At 74.0% G+C, this 14,362-nt stretch carries 12 protein-coding genes; 10 read left to right on the top strand and 2 right to left on the bottom strand.

The window, feature by feature from the left end; translation table 11 throughout:
- Position 1: 1 nt before the first annotated feature.
- Complete coding sequence (locus BLS43_RS26640) at positions 2–1,465, bottom strand: MFS transporter (protein WP_093089462.1); 1,464 nt, start codon at positions 1,463–1,465, stop codon at positions 2–4.
- 233 nt (positions 1,466–1,698) lie between these two features.
- Between BLS43_RS26640 and BLS43_RS26635 the strand changes: the two genes are divergently transcribed.
- Together BLS43_RS26635 and BLS43_RS26630 are read left to right on the top strand one after the other, a co-directional pair.
- Positions 1,699–2,589, top strand: coding sequence for an ROK family protein (locus tag BLS43_RS26635; RefSeq protein WP_245707853.1), 891 nt, complete (start codon positions 1,699–1,701; stop codon positions 2,587–2,589).
- Positions 2,586–3,344, top strand: coding sequence for a thioesterase II family protein (locus BLS43_RS26630; protein ID WP_093089460.1), 759 nt, complete (start codon positions 2,586–2,588; stop codon positions 3,342–3,344). Before BLS43_RS26635 ends, BLS43_RS26630 begins: the two co-directional genes overlap by 4 nt.
- A 205-nt stretch (positions 3,345–3,549) precedes the next feature.
- Here the strand turns inward: BLS43_RS26630 and BLS43_RS26625 are convergent, their stop codons facing one another.
- On the bottom strand, positions 3,550–4,017 hold the full coding sequence (locus tag BLS43_RS26625; RefSeq protein ID WP_093089459.1) for an RrF2 family transcriptional regulator: 468 nt from the start codon (positions 4,015–4,017) through the stop codon (positions 3,550–3,552).
- 307 nt (positions 4,018–4,324) lie between these two features.
- On the opposite strand from BLS43_RS26625, the gene BLS43_RS26620 reads away from it, so the two are divergent.
- From BLS43_RS26620 to BLS43_RS26585, 8 genes are all read left to right on the top strand, one after another.
- On the top strand, positions 4,325–5,044 hold the full coding sequence (locus BLS43_RS26620; protein WP_093089458.1) for an HpcH/HpaI aldolase/citrate lyase family protein: 720 nt from the start codon (positions 4,325–4,327) through the stop codon (positions 5,042–5,044).
- Positions 5,041–6,651: an ABC transporter substrate-binding protein gene (locus tag BLS43_RS26615; protein WP_093089457.1), complete on the top strand. Its 1,611-nt coding sequence runs from the start codon at positions 5,041–5,043 to the stop codon at positions 6,649–6,651. The genes BLS43_RS26620 and BLS43_RS26615 overlap by 4 nt, the downstream gene beginning before the upstream one ends.
- A gap of 38 nt (positions 6,652–6,689) precedes the next feature.
- On the top strand, positions 6,690–8,330 hold the full coding sequence (locus BLS43_RS26610; RefSeq protein WP_093089456.1) for an ABC transporter substrate-binding protein: 1,641 nt from the start codon (positions 6,690–6,692) through the stop codon (positions 8,328–8,330).
- An 85-nt stretch (positions 8,331–8,415) separates the two neighbouring features.
- Positions 8,416–9,423, top strand: a complete 1,008-nt coding sequence (locus BLS43_RS26605) for an ABC transporter permease (RefSeq protein WP_093089455.1) — start codon at positions 8,416–8,418, stop codon at positions 9,421–9,423.
- Complete coding sequence (locus tag BLS43_RS26600) at positions 9,420–10,322, top strand: ABC transporter permease (protein WP_245707851.1); 903 nt, start codon at positions 9,420–9,422, stop codon at positions 10,320–10,322. Before BLS43_RS26605 ends, BLS43_RS26600 begins: the two co-directional genes overlap by 4 nt.
- Complete coding sequence (locus BLS43_RS26595) at positions 10,319–11,986, top strand: dipeptide ABC transporter ATP-binding protein (RefSeq protein WP_425438576.1); 1,668 nt, start codon at positions 10,319–10,321, stop codon at positions 11,984–11,986. The genes BLS43_RS26600 and BLS43_RS26595 overlap by 4 nt, the downstream gene beginning before the upstream one ends.
- Positions 11,983–13,170, top strand: a complete 1,188-nt coding sequence (locus BLS43_RS26590; protein ID WP_218130023.1) for an acyl-CoA dehydrogenase family protein — start codon at positions 11,983–11,985, stop codon at positions 13,168–13,170. The genes BLS43_RS26595 and BLS43_RS26590 overlap by 4 nt, the downstream gene beginning before the upstream one ends.
- A 1-nt stretch (position 13,171) precedes the next feature.
- Positions 13,172–14,362, top strand: coding sequence for an LLM class flavin-dependent oxidoreductase (locus BLS43_RS26585; protein WP_093089454.1), 1,191 nt, complete (start codon positions 13,172–13,174; stop codon positions 14,360–14,362).

Raw genomic sequence — 14,362 nt, 5'->3', positions numbered from 1 at the left:
GTCACACGCTCTGCACCGGTTGGGCGGCGCCGGCCCGCGCCGGACGCAGGATGACCGCGGCCAGGCCCACGCCGACGAGGGTCACGGCGGCGGCCACCCAGCCGGCGAGCCGGAGCCCGGCGACGACGGCCTCCGGGGTCGCGTCGGGCCCCGACCCGGCACTCGCCACGGCGACCAGGGCGGCGAGACCGACGGCTGAGCCGAGGTATTGCGAGGTCGAGGCCAGCGCGGAGGCGACGCCCTGTTGCTCGGGCGCCACTCCGGTGGACACCGAGACGAACAGCGGTGGGAAGGCGAGGCCTGCCGAGGCGCCCCAGAGGAGCACCCCGGGCAGGGCCGCCCAGTACGAACCGCCGACGGACATGCCGAGGGATAGCACGACCAGGGACGCCGCCACCCCGCTCATGCCGAGCACCAGGGTGGTACGGATCCCCAGTCGGCCGAGCAGCAGCGGCACGAGCGTCATCGAGGCCAGCATGCTGCAGGCGCTCAGGGGCAGGAACGCGAATCCCGCGGCGAGCGGGGTGTAGGCCAGGACCGTCTGCAGGTAGGTGGTGAACAGGTAGTACTGGGTGCCGACGGTGCCCATGAAGACGAAGATCACCACGGTGGCGGCGACCACGTTGCGGTTCCGGAAGAGCCGCAGTGGCACGAGCGGGTCCCGGGTGCGGGACTCGACCACCACGAACACACCCACCAGCAGCACGCCGAGCACCGCGGCGCCGAGCCCGCGCGCTGTGAGCCACCCGATGTCGGGTCCGGACACCAGACCAAGCACGACCAGGGTGAACCCCGCCGTGGCGAGCACGGCCCCCGGGAGGTCGAACCCACCCGTACCGACTGCCTGGTCGCGGCCGAGCAGCAGCGGGGTCGCGGCCAGCGCGACGGCCATCAGGGGCACGTTGACGAAGAAGACCCACTCCCAGCCGAGGAGGCTGGTGAGCACCCCGCCCCCGAGGGCGCCGACCGCGGCGCCGGTCGCGCCCGCCGCGCCCCAGATCGCGAGTGCCTTGGTGCGCGCGGGCCCCTCCTCGAAGTGCGCGGTGACGAGCTTCAGGGTCGACGGGGTCAGCAGCGCGGCGCCGAGGCCCTGTGCCGCGCGGGCGAGCACGAGCACGGTCGGGCCCTCGGCAAGCCCCGCGACGAGCGAGGACAGCCCGAAGACCGCGAGACCGGTGACGAACATCCGGCGCGCCCCCAACCGGTCCGCGGCCCGCCCGCCGAGCAGCAGGAAGCCGCCGAGCACGACAGTGTAGGCGCTCACCACCGTCTGCAGCGACTGCTCGGAGAAGCCGAGGTCGCGGCCGATCTCGGGGAGCGCGACGAACACGATGTCGAAGTCGATGGCGGTCATGAACTGGGCGGAGGCGAGCAGGGCCAGGGTGAGCCCCGGCCGGGGTACGGGGCGAGACGCAGCGGCGGACACGGGGGTCCCTTCGTCGAGACGGGTCGTGATGCCGAGCATCGGTGGCCTCCTCGACCGGTAGAAGAGGGAACATGCCGGTGACGTGGGGAACAGCGGTGTGACCGTCCTGGTCGACCCGGTCCGGCAGACGCGCACCATGACCGGGATCACGTCCCATGCGAGGACGGTGACCGAGGGATGGGGCCGCGATGGGCGGCCCCGTCGATGCTGACACCGACAGCCCCGAGTATCCGAGGACCGACGATGTCCGCGACACCCCTGCGAGGCGCCCGGTGAGCATCCTGGCCGTGGACATCGGCGGCACGAAGGTCGCGCTGCGCCACGAGGACGGAGGGGCCCCTCCGTACGAGGCTGTCGTGCGGTGGTCCGACGGCGCGAGCCGGGCGGACGACCTCGCCCTCCTCCGGGCGGCGGTGGCCGCGGTTCCCGGTGGGTCGCGAGCCGTGGGCCTGTCCCTCCCGGCGACCGTGGACGTGTCCGGGACCGTGACGAGCTGGCCGAACCGCCCGAGCTGGGTGGGGCTGGACTGGGCCGGGGTGGTGGCCGACCTGTTCCCCGCGACCCCTGCCGCGACCGCGGACGACGGCGATCTCGCCGCCTTGGCCGAGGCCGAGCACGCCGGGCGGTCCGACGTGCTCTACCTCGGGGTCGGGACGGGGGTGGGCGGCGGAGTGGTCTCCGCGGGGCGACCGGTCCCGCGGCAGGGCCGCGGGTCCTGCGAGGTGGGGCACGTGGTCGTCGCCCTCGACGGACCTCGGTGCGACTGCGGCAGGCGCGGGTGCCTGCAGGCGATCGCCTCCGGACCCGCGGTGCTGCGGACCGCGAGCAGGGCGCGGGGGTACGAGACCGGATACGACGAGCTGCGCGAGGGTTGGCGTGCGGGCGCCCCGTGGGCGGACGTGGCCGTTCGGGTGGCGGGACGCGCGCTGGCCGCCGCGGTCGTCGGGGTGGGGGAGCTGCTGCGGGTCGACCTGGCCGTGATCGGCGGCGGTTTCGCCGCGGGTGTTCCGGACCTGACCGCCGTCGTGGCCGATCAGGTCGCCGACTACGCGCGGGTGGGCCACCCCGTCCCGGCGGTCCGCGCGGCGGCGCTCGGGGGTGCGTCGTCCCTCCACGGGGCGGTCTCGCTCGCCCGCTCCCTCCGGGTGGGGGCGCCCCGATGACCCCGGGCGCCGACCCGACGGCGGAGGCCGCCCGTCCCTGGCTGGTTCCTGTGCGCGGCGTCGACGCCGACGCTCCCCTCCTGCTCTGCTTCCCCCACGCCGGAGGCACCGCCGCCTACTTCCACCGGTGGTCCGCGGCCCTGGTCCCGGAGGTGGCGGCCCTCCCCGTCCGCTACCCGGGCCGCTTCGACCGCCGGGCCGAGCCCGCCCCCCGCGACCTCTCAAGCCTCGTCGACGCCGTGGTGGACGCCGTCGCGCCGCTGACGGGGTCGCGACGCACCGTCCTGTTCGGACACAGCATGGGTGCCGTGGTCGCCTACGAGGTGGCTCGGGTGCTGCAGGCCCGCGGCACCCCGCCCGACGCGTTGGTGGTGTCCGGGCGGCGGCCGCCGCAGCTGTCCCCCGCCGAGCGGCTGCCGGTCGACGACGAGGCCGTCCTCGCGGACGTCCGGCGGCTCGGCGGACGGGGGACGGCGCTGCTTGAGGACCCGGAGATCCGTGCGGCGTTCCTGCCTGTCATCCGCGGTGACTACGAGCTGCTCGACCGACATCGCCATCTCCCGGCGCCGGCGTTGGACGTCCCGGTCACGGCGATCGTGGGCGACGACGATCCTCGGGTCACACCTGCCGAGGCACAGGGCTGGGCAGAACTGACGACAGGCTCGTTCCGTCTGCTGACCCGACCGGGCGGACACTTCTACCTCGACGACGACACGTCGTTCCTGTTCGAGCTGTTCCGCGGGTTGCGCGTCTGAGAGGTGTCGGACGGACGAGCGGGTACTGCTGGTGCGGAAGACCGCGAGGCCATCTCGGGTCGAGCGGTCGGCTCTGACAGCGGGAGGTCTATGGCGCCGCCATCCGAAGACTGAGCATGCAGAGCCACATCCTCAACCGGACGCCTGAGTCTGAACTCGCGAGCCCTCGAGAGACCTCGCAGGGTGATGCCGGGTCCTGGACGGCTCAGCGGATGATCCAGTGCGTCCGCCAGGCCTCGGGGTCCTCGGTGAGCTCGGCGACCTCCTTCGGCACGGAGCCCGCGGCGAGGTGCGCGAGCGTGACCCCCTCCAGGATGTTCCTGATGTTGACCCGCAGCGCCACCCAGACGAGCTGCAACGCCGAGGCCCGCTCGTTGTAGGTCGCGTCCTCCGGGCAGCCGCCGCGGATCTCGGTGAGCGGGCCGTCGATGGCCCGCAGCACGTGGGCGACCTGGACCTCCTCCGGCGCCCGGCGCAGCCGGTACCCGCCGTCCCCGCCGCGCTGGCTGGTGACGAACCCGGTCTTGCGCAGGTCCGTGAGGATCGCCTCGAGGAACTTGTGCGGGATGTCCTGGGCCGCGGCGATCGCCTCGGACCGCAGCGGGGCCTCGGTCGCGTGGGCGAGCTCGATCAGCGCGCGCAGTGCGTAGTCGGCCTTGGCGGAGATGCGCACAGATGTGGCTCCCGTCACACTCGAACGAGCAGGATTGATCCCTATCGACTTTATAGGGAAACTGGGGAACATGGCCACCACGACCGCGAGCACTCCCGCCGGGGAGCTGCTCGTCGCGCGTCGGCACGTGGACCACGGTCGCACCTCCAGCGCCATCTGTCGCTGACCCGCGCCGCAGGCCGCCCACCTCCCCGGGCGGTCGTGCGATTCCGGTACCGCCGTCGTGTCCCTCCCCTGTGCGCCCATCGAACGCCTCCGGTCGATCGCTCGGAGGCGTGGCCGGGCGCCGTCCCCGAACAGGTGTCTCATGTCGTCCTCCCTGGTCACCCGTCCCGAGTCCGTCCGGGCCGGTCTGCCGTTCAGCTCCTACCTCTACGTCCCCGCCTTCCGGGCCGACGCCGCGGCTGAGCGCGGCGCCGCCGGTGCGGTGGTCCTCGACCTCGAGCACCTCACCCCGGACGAGGACAAGGCGGAGGGCCGCAGGCGCGCCACGGCGTACCTGGAGGCGGCGCGGTGGCCGGTGCTGGTCCGGGTCAACCACCCGTCGACCGGGCTGGTCGAGCAGGATCTGGACGCGATCGTCCGGCCCGGTCTGCACGCGGTACGCCTGCCCAAGACCGAGCACCCGGACGAGGTCCGGCACGTGGCGCGGCTGATCGAGGAGCTGCGCGTCGAGCGCGGGCTCGTGCGGACGATCGGTCTGCAGGTGATGGTCGAGACCGCTCGCGGCGTCGAGTCGATCGCCGCGCTGGCGCGGGCGACCCACACGGTGTGGGGGGTCGGGCTGGGGGAGGGGGACCTGTCGGCGGACCTGGGGACCCGGGCGGACGAGGGGCTCGCGCTGTCCCGCAGCTCGGTCGTGCTGGCCGCGCGCTCCGCGGGACTGCCCGCCCCGGTCCAGGTCACCTACGGCGGCGCCCCCGACGGACTGCGTCCGTCGACGGAGCTGGGGCGGCGCCTGGGCTTCGGCAGCCGGACCGTGCTGGACCCCGCCTACGCCGAGACCGTGAACGAGATCTACGGATGAGACGTGCCCTCGTCGCCCTCGTCCCCGGGGCGCTCCTCCTGCTCGCGGCGTGCGGCGGCGCCCCGCCCGCCGCGGACGCCGGTGTCCCGGAACCCGGGGGCACCCTCCGCCACGCGATCTCCACCTGGCCCACCTGCCTCGACCCGGCCCTGTCCGGCGGGCGGCTGTTCACCGTGCCCGAACAGATCGGGGAGACGCTCACCGGCCAGGCCGCCGACGGCACGATCGTGCCCCGGCTCGCCGACTCCTGGGAGATCGCCGACGGGGGTCGGACCTACACCTTCCACCTGCGTCCGGGGGTCACGTTCGCCGACGGGACCGCGGTGGACGCCGGAGTGGTCGCCCAGAACCTCACCGCTCTCGTCGCCCTGAACGCGGCGGGCAAGTCGGACACCCTGACCCGCAACGCCCTCAACAGCTTCACCGGGTCCGAGGTGCTCGACCCGGCCACGATCCGGCTCCACTTCGGACTGCCCGAGCTGGGCTTCCTGCGCAACGCCAGCGACCCCTACCTCACGATCTGGTCGGCCGGGACCGCTGCGCTGCCCGCGGACCGCCGGTGCGCGGGCGAGCTCGTCGGCAGTGGCCCGTTCGCGATCCAGAACGTGACCCGCAACCAGCGCGTGGACCTCGTCAAGCGCCCCGAGCACGGCTGGTCCCGCCCGGAGCTCGGCGAGCACGAGGGACCCGCCTACCTCGACGCGATCACCTACGAGGTCGTCCCGGAGTCCGGGGTGCGCGTCGGCGGACTGCTCTCCGGCCAGTTCGACGTGATCGACGACGTCCCCGTCGCCGACCAGGAGTCGGTGCGCGCCGCGGGGGGCTCGGTGGTGCTGGGCACCGTGCCGAACCTCGTGCCGGGGATCTACCACAACCCGTACAGCCCGCTCGGCGGTGATCTCGCGGTGCGCAAGGCCATCCTGCTGGCCATCGACCGCACCGAGATCCGGGACACCGTCTACGGGCCCGGCTACGAGGTGCCGACCGGCGAGGTCGCCCGCAACACCCCGCTGTTCACCGACCTGAGCTCCCAGCTGCGCCACGACCCGGCCGCGGCGGCCGCGATCCTCGACCAGGCGGGCTGGACCCCCGGCCCGGACGGCGTGCGCGTCAAGGACGGGGTGCGGCTCGAGCCGCGACTGACCTACGTCGCGGGCAGCACGCGCGGGGCCACCCAGCAGGACCTCGAGCTGGTCCAGCAGCAGCTGCGGCCGGTCGGGATCGCGGTCCAGCTCGTCCCGCAGACCGCGGCCGAGGCCTCCGCCGACCTCGCGGACGTCAGCAAGGCCCGGTTCGACTTCGCCAGCGGGGCCGGCGCAGGCAAGGACGTCGACTTCCTGATCGGGCTGTTCCGGTCGACCAACCCGCGCCTCGGCGGCTTCGCGAACCCCGGCCTTGAGGCCGCCGCGGACGCGCTGGACACCGCGACCGACGACGCGAGCCGCGCCGCGGCGGCCGCCGCCCTGCAGCGCTACATCGTCGACGACGCCCAGTGGATCCCGGTCCGCGAGGCCACCCGCGCCTACGCCGCCGAGGCCCGCGTGCACGGCTACCGCGTCGACCCCTACGCCCAGAGCGTCTTCCACGACACCTGGCTCCAGCAGTGACCCGACCCGCAACGACCACCCGAGAGGACCACCCCGCCATGACCACGAGACGCCGCCGGACCCTGCGGACCGGCACCGCCGCCGGTGCATTGCTCCTCGCACTGGCCGCCTGTGGCGGACCCGGTCAGGCCGGGCAGTCGGCCGGGCCGCCCGTCGAGGGCGGACAGCTGACCTACGCGCTGTCGGTGTTCCCCAAGTGCGTCGACCCGGCCCTGCAGGCCCGCGGGCTCTCCGCTCCCCAGCAGTTCGTCGAGACCCTGACCGACCAGGACCGCACCACCGGCGAGATCGTGCCCCGGCTCGCCGAGTCCTGGGAGGTCTCCCCGGACGCCCGCAGCGTCACCTTCCACCTGCGCCAGGGCGTGACGTTCAGCGACGGCACCCCGCTCACCGCGGACGTGGTCAAGGCGAACATCGACTCGCTCAAGGCGCTGTCCGCCGAGGGCAAGACCGACACCCCGCTGATCAGCTCGCTGAACTCCTACCAGGGCACCACCGTGCTCGACCCGGCCACCTTCCGGGTCGACTTCGGCGACCCCGAGCTGGGCTTCCTGCGCAACGTCAGCGACCCGTACTTCGGGATCTACGCCGCCTCCACCGTGGCCTCGAGCTACGACGACCGCTGCGCGGGCACCTCGCTCGTCGGCACCGGTCCCTACGTGGTCGACAACGTGGTGAAGAACCAGAAGATCGAGCTCAGCAAGCGGGCCGACTACGACTGGGCGCCCGCGGGCGTCACGAACCACACCGGCGCCGGGCACCTCGACAAGATCGTGTTCGAGGTGGTGCCGGAGTCCGGCGTCCGGGTGGGCGGGCTGCTGTCGGGCCAGTTCGACGTCGCGGACGACATCCCCGTCACCGACCAGGACTCGATCACCGGCGCCGGGAACCAGCTGCTCACCGGCCTGGTCCCGAACCTGGTGCCGGGCCTGCGGCAGAACCCGTTCAGCCCGCTCGGCGGTGACGCCGTGGTCCGCACGGCCATCCAGAAGAGCATCGACCGGGCCGAGATCCGGGACACCCTCTACAACGACCACTACTCGCTGCCGACCAGCGTGGTCGCCTCGAACACCCCCTACTACACCGACGAGTCCCGCTTCCTGCAGTACGACCCCGAGGGCGCCAAGAAGCTGTTGAGCGACAACGGCTGGACCACCGGCGCGGACGGCGTCTGGCAGAAGGACGGGCTGCGGCTCGCCCCGCGGGTCATCTACGTCTCCGGCACGGTGCAGGGCGCGACCCAGCAGGAGCTGGAGCTGATCCAGCAGCAGCTCAAGCGGGTCGGCATCGAGCTGCAGCTGCTGCCCGGCACCCAGACCGAGTACACCGCGGTCTACAACGACAAGAAGAACAACTCCTACGACTTCCTCACCGGCAGCGGCCCGGCCAAGGACGTCGACTTCCTCGCCGGGCTGTTCAACAAGACCAACCCGGCGCTCGGCGGAGCGGACCAGCCGGAGCTCCAGGCCGCCTCCGAGCGGCTCAACCTCGCCTCGACCGATGCCGAGCGGCGGGCCGCCGCGGCCGACCTCCAGGAGCTGATCATCTCCAAGGGCTACTGGATCCCGGTCCGGGAGCAGACCAAGGCGGTGGGCATCCGCAGCGGCGTGCAGGGCGTCGCGATCGACCCGTACGGCGCGACGGTGCTCTACGACGCGTGGAAGCAGGACGCCTCATGAGCCGGCGCGCGAGCGAATCATCGACACGGAGCCTGCGCGCGGTACCGATCGTCATGGGGCCGAGCCCGCGCCGCGGGACAGAGCGATGAGCAGGCGTTCCGCCCTCGCGAACGGGGGCTACGGCCGCTACCTCGCGCGCCGGGCGGTCCAGGGCGTGTTCGTGCTCTGGGCGGCGTTCACGCTCTCGTTCGTCGTGCTCTACCTGATGCCCAGCGACCCGGTGTCGATCATGCTCAACGCCACGGGCGACGGGGTCGGCGTCGACCCCGCCGCCGTGGCGGCGCTGCGGGCCGAGCACCACCTCGACTCCCCCCTGGTCGTGCAGTACCTGTTCGCCCTGGGCGACGCGGTGCGCGGGGACTTCGGCACCTCCATCCCGACCGGGGAGCCGGTGTCCCGGCTGATCGCGGAAGCGCTGCCGCAGACCCTGCAGCTCACGGCGCTGTCCTTCGTCCTAGCGGTGGTGTTCGGAGGCGGTCTGGCGCTGCTGTCGACCTCCACCGGGTGGCGTCCGCTCCGCCAGGCGCTGCTGTCGCTCCCGCCGCTGGGGGTGTCGGTGCCGACGTTCTGGGTGGGGCTGATCCTGTTGCAGGTCTTCAGCTTCCGGGCCCAGCTGTTCCCGGCCACCGGGAACGCGGGGTTCCCCGCGCTCGTGCTGCCCGCGATCACCCTGGCCGTGCCGACGGGGGCGGTCTTCGCGCAGGTGCTGGCGAAGAACCTCGCGGCCGCGTGGCGCTCACCGTACGTGGAGACGGCGCGGGCCAAGGGGCTCGGCAGGACGCGGATCCAGCTGCGGCACGCGCTGCGCAACGGCTCGATCCCGGTGCTGACGATCATCGGGATCACCGTCGGGCAGATGCTCGCGGGCGCCGTCGTCGTCGAGACGGTGTTCTCCCGCAACGGCATCGGCAGGCTGACCGAGGAGAGCGTCGCGGCCCAGGACATCCCGGTGATCCAGGGTCTGGTCGTGCTCTCCGCACTGGTGTTCGTGCTGGTGAACCTGGTGGTGGACGCGATCTACCCGCTCGTCGACCCGCGGATCGGGCGCCTCGAGCGCCGCCGCGTCGCCCGGACCGAGGAGGTGCCCGCGTGACCGCCGTCGAGATGCTGCGGGAGGTGCCGGTCGCCGTCGATCCCCGGGGAGGCGCTCCCCGCAGGCCCGCCCGGTGGCGGGAGGTCCTGGGCGCGGCGCTCCGCAGGCCCGGCCTGGTGCTGTCCGTGCTGGTCCTGCTGCTGGTGCTGGGCTGGGCGTTCGCCCCGTCGTGGTTCACCTCGGGCGACCCCTACACCGGCGTGCCGCGGGACAAGCTGACACCGCCCGGCGCGCAGTACTGGTTCGGCACCGACCACCTGGGCCGAGACCTCTACACCCGGGTCGTCTACGGCGCGTCGCTGTCGCTCAAGGCCACCGCGATCGCGGTCGCCGTGGGGTTCGTGGTCGGGACGCTGGTCGGGCTGGTGTCCGGATTCGTCGGCGGCCGGTTCGACGGCGTCGTCATGCGTCTGGTGGACGTCCTGCTGTCCATCCCCGGGCTGCTGCTCTCGCTCGCGGTCGTCACGGCGCTGGGCTTCGGGACGGTGAACGTCGCGATCGCCGTGGGCGTCGCGTCGGTGGCGAGCTTCGCGCGCGTGATGCGGGCGGACGTGTTCCGGGCGCGCACCGAGGTGTTCGTCGAGGCCGCCACGGTGAGCGGGGTCGGCCGGGCGGAGATCCTCGTCCGGCACGTCCTGCCGCACGCGCTGGGCTCGGTGCTCGTGCTGGCGGCGTTGGAGTTCGGCGGCGCGATCCTCGCGGTCTCGGCGCTGAGCTTCCTCGGGTTCGGCGCGCCGCCACCGGAGCCCGAGTGGGGCGCGCTGGTCAGCGAGGGCCGCAACTACCTGGCCTCGGCCTGGTGGCTCACCACCCTGCCCGGGTTCGTGGTCGCGGCGTCCGTGCTGGCCGCGAACCGGATCAGCCGGGCACTGGACCGCGACGGGGGCGATCGTTGGTGAGCAAGCGGGTGAGCGGTCGGTCGGCACAGCGCGCGCTGGTGGAGATCTCCGGCCTGCAGGTCGGGTACGCGACCCGCTCCGGGGTCGTCGGGGCCGTCGAGGGCGTGGACCTGACGGTCGCCCCCGGCGAGGTCGTCGCGTTGGTGGGGGAGTCCGGCTCGGGCAAGTCCACCACCGCGCACGCGGTGATCGGGCTGCTGCCGGGCAGTGCGCGGATCGGCGCGGGCAGCATCCGGTTCGCCGGTCAGGAGCTCGTCGGGCTGCGCGAGAAGGAGCTCGACGCCGTGCGGGGCAGGCGGATCGGGTTCGTCCCGCAGGACCCCGGGGTCTCCCTGAACCCGGTGAAGCGGATCGGCGAGCAGGTCGCGGAGACGCTGCGCGCCCACGGCCTCGCGACCCGCGCGGAGGCCGCGGAGGAGGCGTTGCGCGTCCTCGAGCGGGCCGGGTTGCCGGATCCCGAGCTGCGCGCCCGCCAGTACCCGCACGAGCTCTCGGGCGGGATGAAGCAACGGGTGCTGATCGGCATCGCGTTGTCGTGCGGCCCCGAGCTGGTCATCGCGGACGAGCCGACCAGCGCCCTCGACGTCACCGTGCAGCGCCGGATCCTCGACCATCTCGAGGAGCGCACCCGCACGACGGGCACGGCCGTCCTGCTGATCACCCACGACCTGGCCGTCGCGGCGGACCGGGCGGACCGGGTCGTCGTGCTGCGGCACGGGCGGGTGGTCGAGCAGGGCCCGGCGGCGCAGGTGCTGGTGGACCCCCGCGAGGAGTACACGAAGACCCTGATCGCGGCCGCGCCCACGCTCACCTCCCCGCGCCTGCGGCCCGAGCGCGAGCCCGTCGGCGAGCCGGTCCTGCAGGTCGACGGCCTGCGCAAGCAGTTCCCCGAGACCCTCGCCGTGGACGACGTCTCGTTCGCCGTGCGGCCGGGGGAGACCTACGGGCTGATCGGCGAGTCGGGCTCGGGCAAGTCGACGGTGGCGCGGCTGGTACTGCGGTTGGAGGACCTCACCGCGGGGCGGATCGCCGTCCGCGGCGCGGACGTCACCGGCCTGCGCGGGCGGGCGCTGCGGGAGCTGCGCAGGCGGGTGCAGCTCGTCTACCAGAACCCCTACTCCTCGCTGGATCCCCGGTTCACGGTGGAACAGGCGGTGGCCCAGCCCGCGAAGGCCTTCGGCATGGGGGACAAGGCCTCCCGACGACGTCAGGTCGCCGAGCTGCTCGACCGCGTCGCCCTGCCCGCGGACACGATCGACCGCCGGGCGGGTGAGCTCTCCGGCGGCCAGCGCCAGCGCGTCGCGATCGCCAGGGCGCTGATCCTCGAGCCGGAGATCGTGGTGCTCGACGAGCCGGTGTCGGCACTGGACGTCTCGGTGCAGGACCAGATCCTGCGGCTGCTGGTGGACCTGCAGACCGAGCGCGGGCTCGCCTACCTGTTCATCTCGCACGACTTCGCGGTGGTCCGCCAGATCGCGGACACCGTCGGCGTGCTGCGGGCCGGGCGGCTGGTCGAGCAGGGCCCCGCCGAGCGGGTGCTGCACCGGCCCGAGCACCCGTTCACCCGCGAACTGCTCGACGCGGTGCCGGGGCGACGGCCCGAGGGCGACCTCACCGCCGATGTCACCGCCGATCTCGCCGAGTCGCCGGGGGTGGTCTCGTGAGCGCCCGGTCCGCGGGTGCGGTCACCGCGGCCGAGCTGGTGACGCGCGCCGAGGCCCTCACCGCCGAGCTCGCCGCCCGCGCGGCCGGGGACTGGGAGCGGACCTACCTGCCCGAGAACACCGCCTCGGTCCGGGCCGCCGAGCTCCCGCTGCTGACCGTGCCCGCCGAGTGGGGCGGGCCCGGCGGAAGCCTGGCCGAGGCCTCGGCCGCGGTCCGGGCGGTGGCCCGGGGCGACGCCTCGACCGGGCTCATCCTGGCGATGCACTACATCCAGTCCGCGAAGCTGTTCCACGACACCGACGCCCGGCTGGAGCCGTTGGCCAAGGCGGTCCTGCACGACTCCTCCCTGCTCAGCGGCACCGCGAGCGAGCAACGCAGCGGCCCGCCGAGCCGGGGCGGGCGGATCGACAGCGTCGGGCGGCCGGTCCCCGGGGGCTGGGAGCTCTCCGGGCGCAAGCGCTACGTGACCGGGAGCCTCGCCCTCGGCCACCTCGTCGTCGCGGCGCAGGTCGGGGACGCGACCGGCGGCCTCGGGCAGTTCCTGGTCCCGCTCCCCGCCCGGGGCGTCACCATCGACGAGAACTGGCGGACCGCGGGGCTGCGCGGCACGGCGAGCAACGACGTCCTGTTCGAGGCCGTCGCCCTGCCGCCCGAGGCACTGCTCGCGCGCGCCCCGCTCGGACCCGGCCGACCCGTCGACCCGGTGTTCTCGCGGTACTGGCCGGTGCTGTTGGCCTCGGTGCACCTCGGGATCGGCGAGGCGGCGCAGGCCGAGGCGTACGCGTTCACCCGCAGCCCGCGCAACGACGGCGAGGAGGGCGTGCTCGCCGACCTGCCGCGCATCCGGGAGCGCGCCGCCCGGATCGAGCTGGAGATCCACCGGGCCCGGCTGCTGCTGCGGGACGCGGTGGAGCGCTACGACCCGGCCGGCGCCCGTGCGGACGCGCTGACGGCGCCGCAGGCGGCCGCCGTGAAGCTCACGGTCCACCAGCACGCGACGGACGCCGCCGACCATGCCGGGCGGCTGATCGGGGCGGCGTCGATCTGGCTCGACCACCCGGTGCAGCGGCACCTGCGCGACCTGCGGGTGGCGCTGCACAACCCGCCCGCGGAGGACGTCGTGCTGGCCGACCTCGGCTCCGCCGTGTTGGCGGCCGTCCCCACCGCCGCCCCGGAGACGTGACATGCACCTGAACCTCAACCTGCGGGCCCGCGGCTTCCACCGCGCGGCCTGGCAGCACCCCTCGGCGCGGCCGCACGCGGTGACCGACGTCGACTTCCTCACCGACCTCGTCCGGACCTGCGAGGACGCGGCGTTCGACGCCGTCTTCCTCGCCGACACCCCGGTCCACCGCGACCCGCCGCTGGCCCAGCCCCTGGAGCCGTTCGCCCTGCTGTCGGCGGCGGCCGCGGCGACCACGCACATCGGGCTGATCGGCACGCTCTCGGCGACCTACACCGACGCGCAGCTCGCGGCTCATCGGCTCGCGTCGCTGGACCGGCTCTCGGGCGGGCGCCTGGGCGTCAACGTCGTGACCAACGCGGGGGACGAGGTGGCCCGCAACTTCGGCGCCGACGCCCACCCCGCCCACGCCGACCGCTACGCCCGCGCCGCGGACTTCCTCGACACGCTGCTGCGCGCCTGGGCGCCCGGCGTCTCCCCGCAGGGGCATCCGGTGATCGTGCAGGCCGGCGCGTCGGACCGGGGCCGGGACCTGGCCGGGCGCTACGCCGAGGCCGTCTACACCGGATCGTCCACCGTCGAGGATGGGGCGGCGTTCCGGGCGGACGTCCTCGCGCGGGCCGCGCGCTCCGGCCGCCCGGCAGGCGGGGTGAAGATCCTGCCCGGCCTGATCCCCTACGTCGGGCGGACCGAGCGGGAGGCGCGGGACACCGAGACCGAGCTGGAGCGGCTCGCCGTCCGCGCGGTCGACCCGATCCCGCGGCTCGGCGAGCTGCTCGGGCTCGATCTCGCCCCCTACGACCCGGACGGGCCCGTGCCACTGGACGCCCTGCCGTCCGTCGCGGAGTTCCGGGGCGCGGTCAGCCGCTTCACCCGGCTCCGCACCATCGCCGAGCGCGAGCGGCCGACCATCCGCGAGCTCGCCGAGCGTGCGGAGCGCAGCCTCAACAACGTCCACTGGACCATCGCCGGCACCGGGCGGCAGATCGCCGACCAGCTCGAGCACTGGTACCGCGGCGGGGCCGCCGACGGCTTCAACGTGCTGGTCCCGCTGCACCCGACCGGGCTGCGGGACTTCACCGAGCAGGTCGTCCCCGAGCTCCGCCGCCGCGGGCTGTTCCGCGACCGCTACGCCACCACGACCCTGCGCGGGCACTTCGGCCTCGCCGTCCCGCACCCCGTCGCCGCCTGA

The organism is Pseudonocardia oroxyli (assembly GCF_900102195.1).
Lineage (GTDB): Bacteria > Actinomycetota > Actinomycetes > Mycobacteriales > Pseudonocardiaceae > Pseudonocardia > Pseudonocardia oroxyli.
This window is presented reverse-complemented; position numbering and strand designations above follow the sequence as displayed.

Coding starts and splice junctions, on each gene's coding strand:
- BLS43_RS26640 (WP_093089462.1), bottom strand. CDS start 1,465: ATGCTCGGCATCACGACCCGTCTCGACGAAGGGACCCCCGTGTCCGCC.
- BLS43_RS26585 (WP_093089454.1), top strand. CDS start 13,172: ATGCACCTGAACCTCAACCTGCGGGCCCGCGGCTTCCACCGCGCGGCC.
- BLS43_RS26630 (WP_093089460.1), top strand. CDS start 2,586: ATGACCCCGGGCGCCGACCCGACGGCGGAGGCCGCCCGTCCCTGGCTG.
- BLS43_RS26605 (WP_093089455.1), top strand. CDS start 8,416: ATGAGCAGGCGTTCCGCCCTCGCGAACGGGGGCTACGGCCGCTACCTC.
- BLS43_RS26610 (WP_093089456.1), top strand. CDS start 6,690: ATGACCACGAGACGCCGCCGGACCCTGCGGACCGGCACCGCCGCCGGT.
- BLS43_RS26620 (WP_093089458.1), top strand. CDS start 4,325: ATGTCGTCCTCCCTGGTCACCCGTCCCGAGTCCGTCCGGGCCGGTCTG.
- BLS43_RS26615 (WP_093089457.1), top strand. CDS start 5,041: ATGAGACGTGCCCTCGTCGCCCTCGTCCCCGGGGCGCTCCTCCTGCTC.